Raw genomic sequence first — 18,282 nt, 5'->3', positions numbered from 1 at the left:
CGCCATCGCTTTTTCAAGGAAGATCGCTGCATGCGTGATGCGTTGCCGGCTGCTGCTTACTCGCCTCCTTCAGTAATCCCTTCGCGTCTTTCGCTGCCGGCGGTGACCGCCACGCTGTGGTGTGCGGCACTTTCGGTCATGGTCGTGGGCCTTGCCGCCATGGCGTGGCTCGCGCCGCGTGTGTTGTATGCCGATCCATGGCGCTTCACCCAGAAACTGCTGGAGCAGCCGTGGCCGCGCAATGTGCTGGCCTCCGACAATGGTCATCGCGAAATCCTGCCCAACCTGGTGCGCTTTGCGGAGCTCAGCTGGCTGCAGGGTAACCAGTGGCTGCAGATCGTCGTCGGCATGCTGTTGGCCGTGGGGTCGCTATGGGGCCTGGTGCGCATCCTGCGCCACGATGCGTTGTCGCCGCCGGTGCGTGCGGCCGCCGCGCTGGTCGGTGCGTTGTCGCTGTTCTGGCTCGGCAACCAGCGTGTGCTGACCCATGCCAACGAAACGGTGCATGCCTACCTGATCACCGCATTGCTGATGGGCGGGGTGGCGCTGCTGCTGCGCGGTGACCGCCTGGGAAGCGTGCTGGCGGCGGTGTGCGGGGTGGCCGCCACGTTCTCCTTCGGCAGTGGCGTGGCGGTGTTCGTGGGCTTTGAGGCGGTACTGGCGGTGCGCCGGGCCAGCGTGTCGCATTGGTTGCCCCTGCTCGCCGGCGCAGTGCTGGCGGTGGGCCTGCACCTGGGCATGGGCAGCACCGGCATGCAGGCCGACCTCGCCATCGCGCCGGTGCGGCAGCTGGACCTGGTGCTGCGCTGGTTTGCATCGCCGTTCATCTATGCGGCTTGGCCGTTGCTGGACCCTGCCATTGCGCAGCAATTGCCGGTGGCGCCGCTGCGCGGTGCCGCGCACGGCGTTGCCGGTACCTGGCAGTCGCTGTTCGGCCCGGTGATGGGCGCCCGCTGGCCGCACCTGGTCATCGGGGCGATCGGCGTGGCCACGCTGCTGGTGATGAGCTGGCGCAGCTGGCAACGCGGCCTCGCTGCGAGTGCGGGCGAATCCGTTGCCCTGGCCATGGCCTGGTTCGGCCTGGCCGTAGGCGTGTTGATCGCGCTGGGTCGCATGGCCTATTTCGTCGACTACCCCGCCCAGCTGTCCGCCCCGCGCTACGTGCTCTGGTCGTGGCTGTTCTGGTCCGGGCTGGCGCTGTGGTCAGTGGTCCGGTTTGGGCCGCGCCGACCGCGCCGTGCAGCCGCGGCAGTGATGCTGCTGGCGCTTGCCCTGGTGCCCAGTACGGCCTGGATGGGCAAGGTGGGGCTGGGCACGCAGCGGGTGGCGCATGGCACGGCCACGGCGGTGGCTGCCGGCGTGCTGGACCCGGCCCAGGTACAGGGTGAGAACGTGCTGGCAGAGCTCCAGTCAGCGCTTCCGGCGGTGCGTGCCGGGCACGTTTCGATGTTCGCCTGGCCCGAAACGCGCTATCTGGAGGGTCAACGCGAGGGCTTGGCCGGCACGGTCGCGGCGATCCGCAGCGTAGAACTCACCCCGGTGCAGAACCTGCTCGACGGCCAGGCCTGGCGCATCGCCTTCGATGCCGACAGCCCTGCGCCGCGGCTGGTCCTGCAGTGTGGCAACCGCCCGGTGGGCATGGCGCTGCGGGAGGGCGCGCGCTGGACAGGCTGGGCGACCGGTCCGCTGGACGCGGCCTGCCTGGGCGCCCTGCAGCTCCGCTGAGGGTCAGGGCAGGGTGTATCCGGCCTGGCGCAACAGCCCGGACAGCGCGATCAGGGGCAGCCCGATCAGTGCGGTGGGATCGCGGTTGTCGATCGCCTCGAACAGGGTGATGCCCAATCCTTCGCACTTGAAGCTGCCGGCGCAGTCCAGCGGCTGCTCGGCGGCCACGTAGCGCCCGATCTCGTCCGTCATCAGTGTCCGGAACCGCACCTGGGTCAGGTCGCAGGCCTCCAGCACCTGCTGGTCGCGGACCAGACAGATCGCGGTGTGGAAGGCCACGGTCTGCCCCGACATGGCGGCCAGCTGCGCATTGGCGCCGGCGATGTCGCCCGGCTTGCCCAGCGGGCTCCCATTCAGGTCTGCAACCTGATCCGAGCCAATCACCCAGCGGCCGGGGTGACGTGCCGCCACTGCCTCGGCCTTGGCCCGTGCCAGCCGCACCGCCAGGGACCGCGGTGCCTCGCCGGGGGCAGGGGACTCATCGACCTCCGGACGGGCGGTGTCCAGCGGCAGGCCCAGCCGTTCCAGCAGTTCACGGCGGTAGCGGGAGGTGGAGGCCAGCAGCAGGGGAAGCATGCGACAATACCGGGGCAGCAGGGGTGGGCGAACTCTACGGCATTTGACAACGGTCGATGGCGTCCTTAACATTCAGCGGCTTATGTCCGCGAACGTGCCCGAAACGCTGGATGCCTGGCGGATGGTCGCAGCACGAAGGTGCTTCGACGGTCAGGTAGAACTGGCTGAATTGACCCGCCTGCAGGGCCTGGTTGCCGATACCGAAGGAAAGTGCAGCTTTGCGCTGGAGTTCGGCCACGACGACGTCCTGCGGGTATCCTATGTGGACCTGTCGATCGATACCGCGTTGCCGCTGACCTGTCAGCGCAGCCTGCAGCGCTTCCTGCTGCCGGTGTCGATCAAGCAGCGGCTTGGCCTGATCCGCAACGAAGACGAAGAGTCGGCGCTGCCGGAGGAGTACGAGGCGATGCTGGTGCCGGAAGACGGCATCCTGCGCCCGCTGGACCTGGTCGAGGACGAGTTGGTCCTGGCGGTCCCGGTAGTGCCGCTGTCGCCCGAGGGCGAGGCAGTGAACCGGGACTGGGCGCCGACCGAAGAAGAACAGAGCAAGGCCAATCCGTTCGCGGCGTTGGCGGCGCTGAAGAAACCCTAGAAACAATTGCAGCCGGAGTGTCGTCGGCGGCTGCGGCGAAAGCGAAGTGTGCTGGGCGCTGGCGTCCTGCGCGACGATACGACGAAGCAAATCGAACCGAGTTTGGAGCAATCCCATGGCTGTGCAGAAATCCCGTGTTACCCCGTCCCGCCGCGGCCAGCGCCGTTCGCATGACGCCCTGAGCGCCAAGCAGCTGTCCACCGATCCGACCACCGGTGAAGTGCATCTGCGTCACCACATCACCGCTGACGGTTTCTACCGCGGCAAGAAGGTGATTGCGACCAAGTCGAACTCGGCCGTCGAAGAAGATTGATTCGTGAGGGCCGCTGTCCGTCGGACAGCGGCCTTTACCTCTTACAGGACATGCAATGAGCAAGCGGATCTACTCGAGGATCGCGGGCACTGGTAGCTATTTGCCCGAAAAAGTGTTGACCAACCAGGATCTGGAGAAAATGGTCGACACCACCGATGAGTGGATCCAGACGCGCACCGGTATCCGTGAGCGGCACATCGCCGCCGATACGGAAACCACCAGCGACCTCGGCTATCACGCCGCGGTGCGTGCGCTGGAAGCGGCCGGTATCGACGCTTCGCAGCTCGACATGATCGTGGTGGGTACGACCACGCCCGATCTGATCTTCCCCTCCACCGCGTGCCTGATCCAGGCCAAGCTCGGTGCGAGTGGCTGCCCTGCCTTCGACGTCAACGCGGCCTGTTCGGGCTTCGTGTTCGCGCTGGGCGTGGCCGACAAATTCATTCGTTCCGGTGATGCACGCCACGTGCTGGTCATCGGTGCGGAAACCCTCACCCGTATCGTCGACTGGAACGACCGCACCACCTGCGTGCTGTTCGGCGACGGCGCGGGCGCGGTGGTGCTCAAGGCCGACGAAGACACCGGCATCCTGAGCACCCACCTGCATTCGGACGGCAGCAAGAAGGAACTGCTATGGAATCCGGTCGGTGTCTCGGCAGGTTTCGGCGAGGGCGAAGAAGCCCGCGGCGCGATCCTGATGAAGGGCAACGACGTGTTCAAGTACGCAGTCAAGGCGCTGGACTCGGTCGTCGACGAAACACTCGACGCCAACGGCCTGAGCAAGGCCGATCTGGACTGGCTGATCCCGCACCAGGCCAACCTGCGCATCATCGAAGCCACCGCCAAGCGGCTGGACATGTCGATGGAGCAGGTCGTGGTCACCGTCGACAAGCACGGCAACACCTCCTCGGCCTCGGTGCCGATGGCGCTGGACGTGGCGGTGCGCTCCGGGCGCGTGCAGCGCGGCCAGCTGCTGCTGCTGGAGGCCTTCGGTGGCGGCTTCACGTGGGGTTCCGCTCTGCTGCGTTATTAATGCGTTAAACGGCACCTGCATCATCAACGGCCCCGACGGGGCCGTTTTGCATTTCTGGAGTACCCCATGGTCGAGCAGATCGTCATCCACGGCCAACGCGCCTGGCTCAAGCAATACGGTCAAAGCAGCCGCGCGGTCGCGCTGGGCCTGCTCAACTTCGTTGCCCACCGTTTCCAGCTTGACGCGCTGCGCCCGCCGCCGCATCGCGGTGGCGACGCCGCACGCCAGACTGAAGCGCGCCGCCTGGCGGAACTGCAGGCGCAGGGCGTCAACGTGCCGCAGGTACTCGGCACCGGCCGCGCCTCGCTGGTACTGGGCGACAACGGCAGCTCCTTCAACACCTGCCTGCGCCAGGCCGATGAAGCCGGTTGCGACGCGCTGGTTTCGACCGCCATGCATGCCATCGCCGCCGCCCATGCCAAGGGCGCCTATTTCGGCCAGCCGCTGCCGCGCAACCTGACCTGGGACGGCCAGCAGATCGGCTTCATCGATTTCGAGGAAGACCCGCTGGAAGTGATGGACCTGGCCCAGGCCCAGGCGCGCGACTGGCTGATGTTCGGCTACGGCGTGGCCAGGTACTACGAAGACCGTCCGGAGCGACTGCAGGCCTTGATGGCAGCGGCGATGGATGGCGAACAGGCGCCGGTGCTGGCGCATGCCCATGAGGTCTCCGGCCGCCTGCAGCGCCTGGCCCGCTACAGCATGAAAATGGGCCGCTCGGCGCGGGCCTTGGCGCACGCGATCCTGATCGTGCACGGCGCCACCACGCTCGGCATGCTGATGCTGATGGCGATCTGTTTCGACTTCTTCAGCGACGGCGACCTGGACATCCTGCAGCTGTTTGTCTGAGTCCTCAATACGCGCCAGTACAGACGAAGGGCGCCAAACCCCCTTATCATTCGCCGTTCGTTTTTAGCAGGCGGATTTCCGCGTGACCGATTCCAATCTCGCTTTCGTGTTCCCCGGGCAGGGCTCGCAGTCGCTGGGCATGCTGGCTGAACTGGCTGAACTGCACCCGCAGGTGCGTGAAGCCTTCACCGAAGCCTCCGATGGCGCCGGCGTGGACCTGTGGGCGCTCTCGCAGGGCGGCCCGGAAGAGATGCTCAACCGAACCGAATACACCCAGCCGGCCCTGCTGGCGGCCAGCATCGGCGTGTGGCGCGCATGGCAGGCCGTGCACGGCGCCCAGCCGGTGGTCCTGGCCGGGCACAGCCTGGGCGAATACACCGCGCTGGTCGCGGCAGGGGCGCTGTCCCTGCGTGACGGCGCCCATCTGGTGCGCCTGCGCGGCCAGCTGATGCAGGACGCCGCACCGACCGGCGTGGGCGCCATGGCTGCCGTGCTCGGCGCCGAGGACGCGCTGGTCAAGGAGGTCTGTGAACAGGCCTCGGGCAGCCAGGTCGTGGTCCCGGCCAACTACAACTCGCCCGGCCAGATCGTCATCGGTGGCGACGCTGAAGCGGTCGACCGCGCCCTGGCCCTGCTCGCCGAAAAGGGCGTGCGCAAGGCGGTCAAGCTGGCCGTCAGCGTGCCGTCGCATACCCCGCTGATGCGCGAAGCCGCCAACCGCCTGGCCGAAACCATGGCCGGCCTGGACTGGCGCGTGCCGGCCCTGCCGGTGGTGCAGAACGTCGACGCGCGCGTGCATGACGGCATCGATGCGATCCGCAGCGCCCTGGTCCAGCAGCTGTACCTGCCGGTGCAGTGGACCGGCTGCGTGGAAGCGCTGGCCGCCCGTGGCGTCACCCGCGTGGCCGAGTGCGGCCCCGGCAAGGTGCTGACCGGCCTGATCAAGCGCATCGACAAGAGCCTGGACGCGCGCACCCTGTCCACGCCCGCCGACTTCGAGACCGCCCGCGAAACGTGGGCCGCCTGAAGCATTTCGTTCGAGGATACTGAGCATGAGCAAGCCCCTTCAGGGTGAAATCGCACTGGTCACCGGCGCCAGCCGTGGCATCGGTGCGGCGATCGCCGACGCACTGGCCGCGCAGGGCGCGACCGTCATCGGCACCGCCACCACCGACTCCGGTGCGGCTGCCATCGGCGAGCGCCTGGCGGCGGTGGGCGGCCACGGCCGCGCGTTGAACGTGACCGACCCGGCCGCGCTGGACGCCGTACTGGACGGCATCGCCAAGGAATTCGGTGCGATCACCATCCTGGTCAACAACGCCGGCATCACCCGCGACAACCTGCTGCTGCGCATGAAGGACGAGGACTGGCAGGCCATTCTCGACACCAACCTGACCAGCGTGTACCGCACCTCGAAGGCGGTCATCCGCGGCATGATGAAGGCGCGCAAGGGCCGCATCATCAACATCGCCTCGGTGATCGGCGTGACCGGCAATGCCGGCCAGGCCAACTACGCCGCGGCCAAGGCGGGCATCATTGCCTTCTCCAAATCGCTGGCCAAGGAAATCGGCTCGCGCGGGATCACCGTCAACGTGGTGGCCCCGGGCTTCATCGACACCGACATGACCAAGGCCCTGCCCGAAGAGCAGCGCACCGGCCTGGTCAAGTCGATCGCGCTGGAACGCCTCGGCGAACCGGCAGACATCGCCAACGCGGTGGCGTTCCTGGCCGGTCCCTCGGCCAGCTACATCACCGGCGAAACCCTCCATGTGAACGGCGGCATGTACATGCCGTAAGCATGTGGTGCAGGGATTGCACCGCAAGTGGTTGATCCAAATGGAGTTTTGCTAGAATGCAAGGCGCCTTCGGTTTCCACTACACTATCCAACGGCCATCGCCACAATGATGGCGTCACTTTTGAACCACTACTCCATCTGGAGCGATATCCAATGAGCACCATCGAAGAACGCGTCAAGAAAATCGTCGTCGAACAGCTTGGCGTCAAGGAAGAAGAAGTCACCAACAGCGCATCGTTCGTCGATGACCTGGGCGCTGACTCGCTGGACACCGTCGAGCTGGTGATGGCCCTGGAAGAAGAATTCGAGTGCGAGATCCCGGACGAAGAAGCCGAGAAGATCAGCACCGTGCAGGCCGCCATCGACTACATCAAGGCCCACGTCAAGGCCTGATGTCAGACGGCAGTGCGCGCGCGGGTTCACGCTCGCCGCGCACCGCACCCCATGGGGCCGCTGTTGCGGCCCCGTGTGTTTGAGCATCACACCGAAGCAAACCGAGTTGCCCGTTGAAACCATCCGGGCCAGGAGAATCAGCAATGAAGCGTCGCGTCGTCGTAACTGGCCTGGGTATCGTCTCGCCGTTGGGCAATGATCTGGCCAGCAGCTGGGAAGGCATCACCCATGGTCGTTCGGGCATCGGTCCGCTGACCAACGTTTCTGATGCCTATCTGGATCGGTTCACCACCAAGATTGCAGGTGAGGTCAAGGGATTCGACATCACCGCCGACAATGAACTGTTCGGCAAATTCCGGGTCAGCGGCAAGGATGCCAAGAAGATGGACCCGTTCATCCATTACGGCCTCGGTGCCTCGTTCATGGCCCTGCACGACTCGGGCCTGGAGATCACCGACGCCAATGCCGAACGCATCGGCGCCATCGTCGGCGCCGGCATCGGCGGCCTGCTCGGCATCGAAGAGCAGACCATCGAGTTCCACGAGGGCAAGAAGATCTCGCCCTTCTACGTGCCCAAGACCATCATCAACATGCTGCCGGGCCAGCTCAGCATCATCACCGGCCTGAAGGGTCCGTCGTTCTCGGCGGTGTCGGCGTGCGCCACCTCGAATCATTCCATCGGCACCGCGATGCGCATGATCCAGTACGGCGACGCGGACGTGATGGTGGTCGGCGGCGCCGAGCGCGGCTCTTCGCCGACCGCTCTGGGCGGCTTCTGCGCGATGAAGGCGATGAGCACCCGCAACGACGCCCCGGCTGAAGCCTCGCGCCCGTGGGACAAGGACCGCGACGGCTTCGTGCTGGGTGACGGTGCCGGGATCCTGATCCTGGAAGAATACGAACACGCCAAGGCGCGTGGCGCGAAGATCTACTGCGAGCTCGCCGGCTTCGGTGCCAGCTCCGACGCGTACCACATGACCGCGCCGAGCGAGAACGGCGAAGGCGCCGCACGCTGCATGACCATGGCCCTGAAGGACGCGGGCGTCAGCCCGGACCAGGTCGGTTACCTCAATGCGCACGGCACCTCCACCCCGCTGGGCGACCTGGGCGAGACCATGGCGATGAAGACCGCCTTCGGCGACCATGCCTACAAGATGATGGTCAGCTCCACCAAGTCGATGACCGGCCACCTGCTCGGCGCGGCCGGCGGCGTGGAAGCGATCTTCTCGGTGCTCGCACTGCGCGACAACATCATTCCGCCGACCATCAACCTGCATGAAGCGGGCGAAGGCTGCGACCTGGACTACGTGCCCAATACGGCACGCGAGGCCAAGGTGGATGTGGTGATGTCCAACGGCTTCGGCTTCGGTGGCACCAACGGCACGCTGGTGTTCAAGCGGGTCTGAGGACGTCCGCGTAACGTGCTTCACCACCCGGGCCGCCTTCATGGGCGGCCTCGGTGCATCTGGGGCCGGCCCCGCACTTCAACCTGACGCATCCATTGCCATGTTCCAGACCCGTCCACTGCCCGCCACCACCGACCTTCCCGCGCTGCAGCGCGTGGCCCCGCAGCGCTACCCGCTGCTGATGGAGTCCACCGCCAGCAACAGTGCGCAGGGCCGCTGGGACCTGCTGCTGATGGCCAGCGGCCCTTCGCTGGCGCTGGAGGCCGACGGCGTGGTGCGCGACCACCACGGCAACGCCCATGCCGGCACGTTCCTGGAGGTGCTGGACCGGCAATGGCAGGCCGCGCGCCTGCCAAGAGAGGAGACCGGTTTGCCATTCCGCGGCGGTTGGGCGCTGATGCTCGACTACGAACTGGCCGGCCAGATTGAAGCCGTACTGGCCCTGCACGTGCGTGCCGACGGCCTGCCTTCCGCGCTCGCGCTGCGTTGTCCTGCCGCCGTGCTGCACGACCGCGTGCTTGGCCAGTACCACGCTGTGTGCGAAACCGGCTGCGAAGCACTGCTGGACGTGCTGCAGGCCGACCTGGAGGCGGTCGCCATGCAGGCCCCGTTGCCCGCGTGGCAGCCACCCGCGCAGATGGACGAAGACGCACCCGCACGCTTCACCGATGGCGTGGAACGGGTCATCGACTACCTGCGCGCCGGCGACGTGTTCCAGGTGAACCTCTCACGTCGGTGGCTGGCCCGGTTCGAGGCCGACCTGTCGCCGCACGCCCTGTACGCCCAGTTGCGCGTGGCCAATCCCGCGCCGTTCGCCGGCCTGTTCATCGCGCAGGGCAGGGCAGTGGTGAGCTCTTCGCCGGAGCGGTTGGTGAGTGTGCACGGCGACGACGTGCAGACCCGCCCGATTGCAGGCACCCGCCCGCGCTTCGAAGGCGACGACGATGCCGAACGCATCCGCGAACTGGTCGGGCATCCGAAAGAGCGCGCCGAACACGTGATGCTGATCGACCTGGAACGCAATGATCTTGGCCGCATCTGCACCGCCGGCAGCGTGGAAGTGGACGAACTGATGAGCGTGGAAAGCTACGCCCATGTGCACCATATCGTGAGCAACGTGCGCGGCCGCCTGCGTCCCGGAGTGAGCCCCGGCCAGGTGATTGCGGCGACGTTCCCCGGCGGCACCATCACCGGCTGCCCCAAGGTGCGCTGCATGCAGATCATCGCCGAACTGGAACAGACCGCACGCGGTGCCTACACCGGCGCGTTCGGCTGGCTGAACCGCGACGGCGACCTGGACCTGAACATCCTGATCCGCACCGCCGAAGTGGCCGGCCAGCACGCCGCCTTCCGCACCGGCGCCGGCATCGTGGTCGATTCGGACCCGGTCAAGGAGCTCGACGAAACCCGCGCCAAGGCCCGCGGCCTGATGCGCGCGCTCGGCCGCCAGGACTGAGCCAAGGTATGCTGTGGGGCGGGCCGTACGCGCCGTTCAGGCATCGCGGGGGACGCGCCATGCGTGTCCCCGCAGAACCAAACGAAACCGGTAGGACCACGCCCTGCGTGGCTCCACCACCCCAACCGAGGTATGCATGGCTGGCGCAGTAAAACGAGGTTGTTTCACCCTCCTGGCGGTATTGCTGCTCGGCGCAGGCCTCCTGGCCGCCGCCGGCGCATGGTTCTGGCACTCCCAGCGCGGCTTCGCCGACGCCCCGATCACCCCGGCGCAGACCAGCGTCGTCATCGCCCCGGGCGATGGCCTCAACACTGTGGTGCGCAAGCTGCGCGACGCCGGCGTGGACGAAGGCAACGACACCCAGTGGCAACTGCTCGCACGCCAGCTCGATGCGGCTGGCAAGCTCAAGGTCGGCGAGTACGCGCTCGATGCGAAACTCACCCCGCGCGAACTGCTCACCCGCATGCGCCAGGGGCGCACCCTGCAGCACCGCGTCACCATCGTCGAAGGCTGGAACATCCGCCAGCTGCGCGCGGCGCTCAAGCGTGCCGAACCGCTGGTCCACACCACCGATGAACTGGACGACGCCGCGCTGATGAAGGCGCTCGGCTTCCCCGGCCAGCACCCGGAAGGCCGCTTCCTGCCGGAAACCTACGTCTACCAGCGCGGCGACACCGACGTGGACGTGCTCAAACGCGCGCATTCTGCGATGGAAAAGGAACTGGCTGCCGCTTGGGAAAGCCGCGCCGACGACCTGCCGTTGAATTCTCCGTACGAGCTGCTGATCCTGGCTTCGATCATCGAAAAAGAAACCGCATTGCCCAGCGAGCGCCCGCAGATCGCTGGCGTGTTTGCCCGCCGGTTGAAGATGGGCATGCGCCTGCAGACCGATCCCACCGTCATCTACGGCATCGGCAGCAGCTACGACGGCAACATCCGCAAGCGCGACCTGACCACCGACACGCCGTACAACACCTACACCCGGGCCGGCCTCACCCCGACCCCGATTGCCATGCCCGGCCGCGACGCGCTGCAGGCCGCCGCGCGGCCTGCCGCAGGCGATGCGCTGTACTTCGTAGCGGTGGGCGACGGCAGCGGCGCGCACGTGTTCTCGTCGAGCTACACCGACCACAACGCCGCCGTGGCCAAGTACCTGCAGCAGCTGCGACAGCAGCGCGCACAGCAGCAGGCGGCGCCGCAATGAGTACCGCACTGCAGCGACACGCCCGTTTCATCAGCCTGGAAGGCGGGGAAGGGGCGGGCAAGACCACCGCGCTGAACGCCATCGTGGATGCGCTGGCCGCGCACGGCCATAACGTCCTGGTGACCCGTGAGCCCGGCGGCACGCCGGTGGCAGAGCGCCTGCGTGCGATGGTGCTGACTCCCGACGCCGAGATCGCCGGCGAGACACTCAGTGCCGAAGCCGAGCTGCTGCTGGTCTTCGCCGGCCGCGCCCAGCACGTGCGCAGCGTGATCCAGCCGGCGTTGGATGAGGGCCACTACGTGCTCACCGACCGCTTCACCGATTCGAGCTACGCCTACCAGGGTGGCGGGCGCGGGCTGGACCCGGCGTGGATCGCCGAGCTGGAGCGCCGCGCGGTGGGGCTGCTGCCCGGCCTGACCCTGCTGCTGGATGTGGACGTGGCCGTGGGCCGTGCCCGCGCCAGCGGCCGCGAAGCAGGCCCTGACCGGATCGAGCGCGAGCAGGACGATTTCTTCCAGCGCGTGCGTGCGGTGTTCCGCCAACGCGCCGAAGCCGACCCCGCCCGCTTCCATCTCATCGACGCGGCGCAGGACCAGGCCGGCGTGGCTGCCCAGGTGGTTCTCGCCATCAACGCATACCTGACCAGGGAGGGGGCCAATGGCTGAGTTCTCCCCCTGGCAGCAGCGCGCCTATGACCAGACCATCGCCGCGCTCGACGCCGGCCGGCTCGGCCACGGCCTGTTGATCTGCGGCCCGGCCGGGCTGGGCAAGCGTGAAGTGGCGCTGCGCATGGCCACCCACGTGCTGACCCGCGGCGAACCGGCGGCAGCCCAGCGAAGCGCCCAGCTGATCGCCGCCGGAACCCACCCGGACCTGCAGCTGGTCTCGTTCATTCCGAACAAGTCCGGCGACAAGCCGCGCACCGAAATCGTCATCGAGCAGGTGCGCGAGATTTCGCAGAAGCTTTCGCTCACCCCGCAGTACGGCATCGCCCAGGTGGTGGTGGTGGACCCGGCCGACGCGATCAATCGCGCGGCCTGCAACGCCCTGCTCAAGACCCTGGAAGAACCGCAGCCCGGCCGCTACCTGTGGCTGATCAGCAGCGACCCGGCGCGCCTCCCGGCCACCGTGCGCAGCCGCTGCCAGCGGCTGGAGTTCAAGCTGCCACCGCGCGAGGAAAGCCTTGCCTGGCTGCAGGCCCAGGGCCACAGCGAGGCCAGCGCCCGCGAAGCGCTGGAGGCCGCACGCGGCCATCCGGGGCTGGCAGACGACTGGCTGCGCAATGACGGCCTGGCCCTGCGCCGGCAGGTGGCCAGCGACCTGGAGGCGCTGGTGGCCGGGCGCTCCGGCGCGGTGGAGTTGGCCCAGCGCTGGACCGCCGACGACCATGCCGCGCTGCGCCTGCGCCATGCTGCCGACCTGGCGCTGGCCCAGGCCACCGGCGGTGGCTTGACCGATCCGGAACGATTGCACAAGCTGGGCGCCTGGTTCGACGCCGCCAACCGTACCCGCGATCTGTTGCGCACTACCGTGCGCGCCGACCTGGCGGTGGTGGAATTGTTGTTGGCCTGGAACAAGGTCAACGAGCGGCACGCAAAGGGGAATAGAGCATGAGCGCCACCAACGCCCGCCAGGGCATCCTGTCGCTGGCCGTCAAGGACAAAGCGGCGCTGTACAGCGCCTACATGCCGTTCGTGAAGAACGGCGGCATCTTCGTGCCCACGCCCAAGCGTTACTTCCTGGGCGACGAGGTATTCCTGCTGCTGACCCTGCCGGACTCCAGCGAGCGCCTGCCGGTGGCCGGCAAGGTGGTCTGGGTCACCCCCGCCGGTGCCCAGGGCAACCGCGCGGCCGGCATCGGCGTGCAGCTGGCCGACGGCCAGGAAGGCGAGAACGTGCGTAACAAGATCGAGACCGCGCTGGCCGGCACCCTGAACTCGGACAAGCCCACGCACACGATGTGAAGAAATTCAGCGAAACCCGTTGACGTAAAAAAATGCCGCCCTATAATGGGCAGCTCAGCAGCATCGGGCGGTTAGCTCAGCGGTAGAGCATCGCCTTCACACGGCGAGGGTCGCAGGTTCGAAACCTGCACCGCCCACCATGATCCAGACAAAAAAGCCTCCGGAAACGGGGGCTTTTTTGCGTTTGGGCGACGTGCGATGCATCAAGTGCGCAAAAGGTTGCAATGACCAACGGGAGTTCTCTGCAGGCGGCCACGCACGCCAGCATTCAGCACAGACAAGGCAATCACTTTTGAAGGGGGCACCGTGTTCGGACACATCGGCAATCTGCTGGTTCTTGGGCTTTTCAGTACCACTGCGCTGGCCGGCACTCCTGAATACAGACCCAGCTTCCATCCAGACCAGTTGAAGGGCCCGCCGGCGGGTCGTCCCAACCAGGTGCTTGTACTGGGCTCGCCGCACCTGTCCGCGCTGCCGAAGACGTTTGCGCCCGATCAGTTGGAGCCGCTGTTGTCGCGGCTGGAAGCTTGGAAGCCCGAAGCGATTGCAGTTGAGGCAGTCTCTGGCCTGCAGTGCGACTTCATGCGTCGCAATCCCGCACGTTACGCCGAAAGCGTCGCCAGCTACTGCATGGATACAGGCCCAGCGCAGTCGGCCACAGGTCTGGACGTGCCGGCGGCGAACGCCGAGGCAGAACGATTGCTTGCATCGTGGCCGGCGTCGCCGACCGCGGCAGAACGGAGACGGCTGGCCGCCGTGTGGCTGGCGGCCGGCGAGCGCAATTCCGCAGTGGTGCAGTGGCTGCGCCTGCCCACGGTCGAGCGGACCGCCGCCGATGGTCTGACGCCGGAACTCGTCAGCTACTTGGACAAACGCCTGCAGCGCAACGATGAGTCCGTCCTGGTCGGCGCAACCTTGGCCGCGCGCCTGGGTCTGGAGCGGGTCTGGGCGGTAGACGACCACACCGCTGATTCGCCCACGCCCAAGGATGTCGAGAAGGCCTCGGTCGAGGCGATCATGAAGGCCTGGGACAACCCGTACACCAAGGCGCGCGCCGATGCGGACGCGGCGCTGCAGGCCAACCTGGGGAAGCCTGGCGCCATGCTGGCCCTGTACCGCGACTACAACGCACCCGGTGCGGCACTGCAGGCGTACCACAGCGATTTCGGCGCTGCGCTGACGGAGCCGTCTCCGCAGGCATTCGGACGCGGCTATGTGGGTTACTGGGAAACCCGCAACCTGCGCATGGTCGCCAACATCCGCGATGTGCTGGGCCAGGCGCCTGGCAAGCGCCTGCTGGCCATTGTCGGTGCCTCGCACAAGGGCTACTACGAGGCCTATCTCAACCAGATGCACGACGTGCAGTTGGTGGATGTTGGGGGCGCCCTGCGTTGATGTTGCACGCCGAATGCGACGAGGGGCTACGGTTCGGAACTGTCGGAATCAATTGAAGGGGACTATCGAAGAGAGATTATCGATAGCGTGGTGGTATCTGAGATCCGCTTATTGCGAACGTTCCTTCTTCGCAGCATCATCGGACGAACGACTGAACAAGCGAGCCCTGACGTGCGACTTGGAAAAGGACGTTCCTCCGTACCCCGCTGGATAGCCGCCTGGATGTTGTTGACCCTGCTCCCTGCGGCGGCGGGTGCAGGCAACGCCGTTCCGCAGGAACGTTTCCAGATACTTCGCGTAGATGGCAGCCCACTGCAAGTACATCTGCAGCGCCCATCCACACAGGGCAAAGTGCCACTGCTGGTCTACATCGACGGCTCCCTGTGCATTCCTTCGACCTACAACCAGAGCGTGGCATGGTTGCAGACTCGGTTGCAGGAAGAGTCTCCCTTTGCCTTGGCCGTGATCGAGAAGCCAGGCCCGACGAATCCGCCTCTCAACAAAGAGGGTGATATCGAGATCGGGCCGGAGTTCAAGTGCAGCGAGGAGTTTCGCCGGTACTACACCATCGAGCAGCGGGTGCTCGATCACCTGCGCGTGCTGCAGCATCTGAATCGAAAAGCCGCGTGGTGGAACGGCGAGCTGCTGGTCTGGGGTTTCTCGGACGGAGGCAGGATCGGCGCACAGCTGGCTGCCTATTACCCGAACACCCGTTCGGTCGCGTTGGTGGGATTCGGCGGCGGAAGCACCATGGCTGATTCCATGGAAGCGATGGTATGCGCTGTGCCCGAGAAGCATGCCGAGTGCCGGGCGGCTACCCGGGCCCAGATGGACGAGATCCGCAAGGCGCCGGTGCCCACGCGTGACTGGATGGGGGAGTCCAACACCTACGCTGCATGGGCGAGCCGCCTGGATGCGGTCGAAGCCAACCTCCTGCGCGATCTCAACGCTCCGCTGCTGGTGGTGCACGGTGAACGCGACCTCTCGGTGCCCGTGGCTTCAGCGCGACGTCTGGCGGAGCGCATGAAGGGGTCGGGCGTTGTGTTCCGTTACCGGGAAGTGCCAGCAATGGGCCACAGTTTATGGGGGACGCCCACCGCGAAGGAAACCGAGGCGCTGCACCAGGACATACTGGCATGGTTGCTGGGTAAGCAGGGCTGATCGGCTCAGCCCCGTAGGCGCCTCCGGTGGGCAGGTCGGAACCCGGGTTGGACAGGGATTATTCCTGCGCGGAAGTGGTTGCAGCGGGCGCTCAACGATCGGGAAATACCTCGACGACGACCTGTGCGATGCGGCCGTTGAACGCGAACGGCAGCGTGTACGTCCAGTCCACGGCCGAGCCGGTGTCCAGGCCGATATCCAGGCCTTCACCAATGGAGAACTGGATCGGCACGGTGCGCTCCAGCCGGCCCTCGGCTACCTGCGTGCCATTGATGCTCAAGGCAAGCGCGCCGCCTTTGCCCATGCCGCCGCCGTCGTAGGTGAACTTTACTTCGACCGTCGATCTGCCTTTCGGTACGGCACTGGAGGCGACGAACGTGGGTCGCTCCACGCCCAGGAAGTTGTAGACGAAGGTGGGCTTGCCGTTGCGCAGGTACAGGCCGTAGCCGCCCTCTGAACCGCCCCGGGTGATGAGCATGCCTTCGGCGCTGTCCGGGGCGTCTACATCGATGTCGGCGCTGATCGTCCACGACTTGTTGAGCATCGGCAGGCAGGCTGCGTCCGGCAGCGCACGCATGCCTTCGTAATACACAGCCTTGGTGCGCTTGCCGACCAGACTGGGGCGACCCATGGCTTCGGCATTCATGCGGATGGTGGCGCGCCAGTCCAGCGGCAGTACCTGACACTTGGCCGCCTCCACCCACCACAGGTCCTGCAGCTCGCGCAGTTTCTCCGGGTGCTGTGCGGCCAGGTCATTGGCCTGGGAGAAGTCATCGTCCAGCTTGTACAGCTCCCACACCTGTTTGTCCGGGTCCCAGTCGTCCGGGCGCACCGGCATCCACGGTGCAAACGAGGGCGCCGAGGCCATCCAGCCGTCGTGGTACAGGCCGCGGTTCACGGCCAGCTCGAAGTACTGGGTGCGACGGTGGCTGGGCGCCTGCGCGTCGTCCAGCGTGTGCGCGAAGGTGACGCCTTCGATGTCCTTCTGCACGATGCCGTTGAGCTCACGGGGTGCGGTGATACCGCACAGTTCGTACAGCGTGGGCACGATGTCGATCACATGCAGGAACTGCTCGCGCAGGCCGCCCTTGTCGGTGATCCGCTGCGGCCAGCTGACGATCATCGGGTTGCGGGTGCCACCGAAATGACTGGCGACCTGCTTGGTCCACTGGAAGGGCGTGTTCATCGCATGCGCCCACGACGAAGGGAAGTGGTTGAAGTGTTTCGGCCCACCCAGTTCGTCGATGACCTTGAGGTTGTCCTGCCATTTTTCGGGGAAGCCGTTGAAGAACAGGTTCTCGTTGAGCGAGCCTTCGAGCCCGCCTTCGGCACTGGAGCCGTTGTCGCCGGCGATGTAGATGATGAGGGTGTTGTCGGCATCGGGCAGTGCCTTGACCGCGTCGATCACTCGGCCCATCGCCTCGTCCACCTGCGCGCCGTAGCCGGCGAACACTTCCATCATCCGCGCGTACAGGCGCTTTTGATCGTCGTTCAGTCCTTCCCACGCGGGAAGCCCGGGCGAGCGTTCGGTCAGCCGTGTGTCCTTGGGCACTACACCCAGCGCCTTCTGTCGTTCCAGGGTCTGCTCGCGATACGCGTCCCAACCCATGTCGAATTGGCCCTTGAACCTGTCGATCCACGCCTGCGGGGCCTGGTGCGGTGCGTGGGTGGCACCGGGTGCCACGTACAGGAAGTACGGGCGGTCCGGCGCGATGCTCTTGACCTTGCGCACCCATGCGATGGCCTTGTCGGCCAGATCTTCGGTGAGGTGATAATCCGGATCGGTGGAGGCCGGGACCAGGTCGCGGTTTTCGAACAGCAGCGGGTTCCAGTGGTTCATGTCGCCGGCGTTGAAGCCGTAGAAATAGTCGAAGCCCAGGCCGTTGGCCCAGCGGTCGTACGGGCCGGCCGCGCTCAGCTCCCAGGTGGGGGTGTTGTGGTTCTTGCCGATCCACGCGGTCATGTAGCCGTTCTGGCGCAGCACCTCGCCGACCGTGCCGCAGCTGCGCGGCAGCACGCAGCAGTAGCCGTCGTAGCCGGTGGCCAGTTCGGTGATGCCGGCGAACGAGGCCGAGTGATGGTTGCGGCCGGTGATCAGCGCGGCGCGGGTGGGGCTGCACAGCGCGGTCGTGTGGAAGTGGTTGTAGCGCAGCCCCTCCTGGGCCAGGCGGTCCATGGTGGGCGAGGGGACGCCGCCGCCGAAGGTGCTGAACTGGCCGAAGCCCACATCGTCGAGCAGGATCAGCACGATGTTCGGGGACCCGGGCGGCGCCTGCACGGGCTGTGGAAACTCGGCAGGGTCCGAATCGAGATAAGTGCGGCCGACCTCGCCGCGGAAATGGAAGTCCGGCGGCGGCAGGACGTCCGGTGTGCCACTGGCGCGCGTGTTGTCACCCATGAGCCTGCCCCGCAGTCGATG

18 protein-coding genes and 1 tRNA gene are annotated in these 18,282 nt (G+C 66.4%); 17 read left to right on the top strand and 2 right to left on the bottom strand.

The genetic code is table 11. From position 1 onward, the window contains the following. Positions 1-30: 30 nt before the first annotated feature. The gene (locus tag RYM47_RS02510; protein WP_315385882.1) at positions 31-1,725 is read left to right on the top strand and encodes a hypothetical protein; all 1,695 of its coding nucleotides are present in this window, start codon (positions 31-33) and stop codon (positions 1,723-1,725) included. 3 nt (positions 1,726-1,728) lie between these two features. Here RYM47_RS02510 and RYM47_RS02505 read toward each other — a convergent pair whose 3' ends face one another. Beyond that, positions 1,729-2,301 (bottom strand): Maf family nucleotide pyrophosphatase, encoded by a 573-nt coding sequence (locus tag RYM47_RS02505; protein WP_315385881.1) that lies wholly within the window; start codon positions 2,299-2,301, stop codon positions 1,729-1,731. An 82-nt stretch (positions 2,302-2,383) separates the two neighbouring features. Between RYM47_RS02505 and RYM47_RS02500 the strand changes: the two genes are divergently transcribed. The 16 genes from RYM47_RS02500 to RYM47_RS02425 all read left to right on the top strand — a co-directional run bounded on the left by RYM47_RS02500 (position 2,384) and on the right by RYM47_RS02425 (position 15,863). Then, on the top strand, positions 2,384-2,893 hold the full coding sequence (locus tag RYM47_RS02500) for a YceD family protein (RefSeq protein ID WP_315385880.1): 510 nt from the start codon (positions 2,384-2,386) through the stop codon (positions 2,891-2,893). A 115-nt stretch (positions 2,894-3,008) separates the two neighbouring features. Then, on the top strand, positions 3,009-3,206 hold the full coding sequence (gene rpmF / locus RYM47_RS02495; RefSeq protein ID WP_070207941.1) for a 50S ribosomal protein L32: 198 nt from the start codon (positions 3,009-3,011) through the stop codon (positions 3,204-3,206). Between the two features lie 55 nt (positions 3,207-3,261). Further along, the gene (locus RYM47_RS02490; protein ID WP_315385879.1) at positions 3,262-4,239 is read left to right on the top strand and encodes a beta-ketoacyl-ACP synthase III; all 978 of its coding nucleotides are present in this window, start codon (positions 3,262-3,264) and stop codon (positions 4,237-4,239) included. Positions 4,240-4,305: 66 nt separating this feature from the next. Further along, entirely contained in the window at positions 4,306-5,088 is a 783-nt protein-coding gene (locus RYM47_RS02485; RefSeq protein WP_315385878.1) for a serine/threonine protein phosphatase, read from the top strand. Positions 5,089-5,170: 82 nt separating this feature from the next. Then, positions 5,171-6,115 (top strand): ACP S-malonyltransferase, encoded by a 945-nt coding sequence (fabD, locus tag RYM47_RS02480; RefSeq protein ID WP_102944271.1) that lies wholly within the window; start codon positions 5,171-5,173, stop codon positions 6,113-6,115. 25 nt (positions 6,116-6,140) lie between these two features. Next, entirely contained in the window at positions 6,141-6,884 is a 744-nt protein-coding gene (fabG, locus tag RYM47_RS02475; RefSeq protein WP_070207938.1) for a 3-oxoacyl-ACP reductase FabG, read from the top strand. 153 nt (positions 6,885-7,037) lie between these two features. Beyond that, positions 7,038-7,277: an acyl carrier protein gene (gene acpP, locus RYM47_RS02470; RefSeq protein WP_005415509.1), complete on the top strand. Its 240-nt coding sequence runs from the start codon at positions 7,038-7,040 to the stop codon at positions 7,275-7,277. A 143-nt stretch (positions 7,278-7,420) separates the two neighbouring features. Further along, positions 7,421-8,683, top strand: coding sequence for a beta-ketoacyl-ACP synthase II (gene fabF / locus RYM47_RS02465; protein WP_315385872.1), 1,263 nt, complete (start codon positions 7,421-7,423; stop codon positions 8,681-8,683). A 100-nt stretch (positions 8,684-8,783) separates the two neighbouring features. Beyond that, the gene (locus RYM47_RS02460; RefSeq protein WP_315385871.1) at positions 8,784-10,139 is read left to right on the top strand and encodes an aminodeoxychorismate synthase component I; all 1,356 of its coding nucleotides are present in this window, start codon (positions 8,784-8,786) and stop codon (positions 10,137-10,139) included. Between the two features lie 136 nt (positions 10,140-10,275). Further along, positions 10,276-11,343, top strand: coding sequence for an endolytic transglycosylase MltG (mltG, locus tag RYM47_RS02455; RefSeq protein WP_315385870.1), 1,068 nt, complete (start codon positions 10,276-10,278; stop codon positions 11,341-11,343). Next, positions 11,340-12,008 (top strand): dTMP kinase, encoded by a 669-nt coding sequence (tmk, locus tag RYM47_RS02450; RefSeq protein WP_315385869.1) that lies wholly within the window; start codon positions 11,340-11,342, stop codon positions 12,006-12,008. Before mltG ends, tmk begins: the two co-directional genes overlap by 4 nt. After that, positions 12,001-12,957, top strand: a complete 957-nt coding sequence (locus tag RYM47_RS02445; protein WP_315385868.1) for a DNA polymerase III subunit delta' — start codon at positions 12,001-12,003, stop codon at positions 12,955-12,957. The genes tmk and RYM47_RS02445 overlap by 8 nt, the downstream gene beginning before the upstream one ends. Then, positions 12,954-13,307: a PilZ domain-containing protein gene (locus RYM47_RS02440; RefSeq protein ID WP_070208345.1), complete on the top strand. Its 354-nt coding sequence runs from the start codon at positions 12,954-12,956 to the stop codon at positions 13,305-13,307. The genes RYM47_RS02445 and RYM47_RS02440 overlap by 4 nt, the downstream gene beginning before the upstream one ends. A gap of 65 nt (positions 13,308-13,372) precedes the next feature. Further along, a tRNA-Val gene (locus RYM47_RS02435) sits at positions 13,373-13,447 on the top strand. Positions 13,448-13,613: 166 nt separating this feature from the next. Further along, positions 13,614-14,702: a DUF5694 domain-containing protein gene (locus RYM47_RS02430; RefSeq protein WP_315385866.1), complete on the top strand. Its 1,089-nt coding sequence runs from the start codon at positions 13,614-13,616 to the stop codon at positions 14,700-14,702. A gap of 222 nt (positions 14,703-14,924) precedes the next feature. Continuing rightward, on the top strand, positions 14,925-15,863 hold the full coding sequence (locus tag RYM47_RS02425) for an alpha/beta hydrolase (protein WP_315385865.1): 939 nt from the start codon (positions 14,925-14,927) through the stop codon (positions 15,861-15,863). Between the two features lie 91 nt (positions 15,864-15,954). On the opposite strand, the gene RYM47_RS02420 is transcribed toward RYM47_RS02425, so the two are convergent. After that, positions 15,955-18,261: an arylsulfatase gene (locus RYM47_RS02420; RefSeq protein ID WP_315385864.1), complete on the bottom strand. Its 2,307-nt coding sequence runs from the start codon at positions 18,259-18,261 to the stop codon at positions 15,955-15,957. Between the last annotated feature and the right edge of the window lie 21 nt (positions 18,262-18,282).

This window comes from uncultured Stenotrophomonas sp. (genome assembly GCF_963519125.1).
Taxonomy (GTDB): Bacteria; Pseudomonadota; Gammaproteobacteria; order Xanthomonadales; family Xanthomonadaceae; genus Stenotrophomonas.
The sequence above is the reverse complement of the archived record's forward strand: the minus strand, read 5'-3'. Positions and strand labels throughout refer to the sequence as shown.

Excerpts from the sequence above, each read along its gene's own strand:
- RYM47_RS02510 (WP_315385882.1), top strand. The coding sequence starts at position 31 with ATGCGTGATGCGTTGCCGGCTGCTGCTTACTCGCCTCCTTCAGTAATC.
- RYM47_RS02505 (WP_315385881.1), bottom strand. The coding sequence starts at position 2,301 with ATGCTTCCCCTGCTGCTGGCCTCCACCTCCCGCTACCGCCGTGAACTG.
- RYM47_RS02500 (WP_315385880.1), top strand. The coding sequence starts at position 2,384 with ATGTCCGCGAACGTGCCCGAAACGCTGGATGCCTGGCGGATGGTCGCA.
- rpmF (WP_070207941.1), top strand. The coding sequence starts at position 3,009 with ATGGCTGTGCAGAAATCCCGTGTTACCCCGTCCCGCCGCGGCCAGCGC.
- RYM47_RS02490 (WP_315385879.1), top strand. The coding sequence starts at position 3,262 with ATGAGCAAGCGGATCTACTCGAGGATCGCGGGCACTGGTAGCTATTTG.
- RYM47_RS02485 (WP_315385878.1), top strand. The coding sequence starts at position 4,306 with ATGGTCGAGCAGATCGTCATCCACGGCCAACGCGCCTGGCTCAAGCAA.
- fabG (WP_070207938.1), top strand. The coding sequence starts at position 6,141 with ATGAGCAAGCCCCTTCAGGGTGAAATCGCACTGGTCACCGGCGCCAGC.
- acpP (WP_005415509.1), top strand. The coding sequence starts at position 7,038 with ATGAGCACCATCGAAGAACGCGTCAAGAAAATCGTCGTCGAACAGCTT.
- fabF (WP_315385872.1), top strand. The coding sequence starts at position 7,421 with ATGAAGCGTCGCGTCGTCGTAACTGGCCTGGGTATCGTCTCGCCGTTG.
- RYM47_RS02460 (WP_315385871.1), top strand. The coding sequence starts at position 8,784 with ATGTTCCAGACCCGTCCACTGCCCGCCACCACCGACCTTCCCGCGCTG.
- mltG (WP_315385870.1), top strand. The coding sequence starts at position 10,276 with ATGGCTGGCGCAGTAAAACGAGGTTGTTTCACCCTCCTGGCGGTATTG.
- tmk (WP_315385869.1), top strand. The coding sequence starts at position 11,340 with ATGAGTACCGCACTGCAGCGACACGCCCGTTTCATCAGCCTGGAAGGC.
- RYM47_RS02445 (WP_315385868.1), top strand. The coding sequence starts at position 12,001 with ATGGCTGAGTTCTCCCCCTGGCAGCAGCGCGCCTATGACCAGACCATC.
- RYM47_RS02440 (WP_070208345.1), top strand. The coding sequence starts at position 12,954 with ATGAGCGCCACCAACGCCCGCCAGGGCATCCTGTCGCTGGCCGTCAAG.
- RYM47_RS02425 (WP_315385865.1), top strand. The coding sequence starts at position 14,925 with ATGTTGTTGACCCTGCTCCCTGCGGCGGCGGGTGCAGGCAACGCCGTT.
- RYM47_RS02420 (WP_315385864.1), bottom strand. The coding sequence starts at position 18,261 with ATGGGTGACAACACGCGCGCCAGTGGCACACCGGACGTCCTGCCGCCG.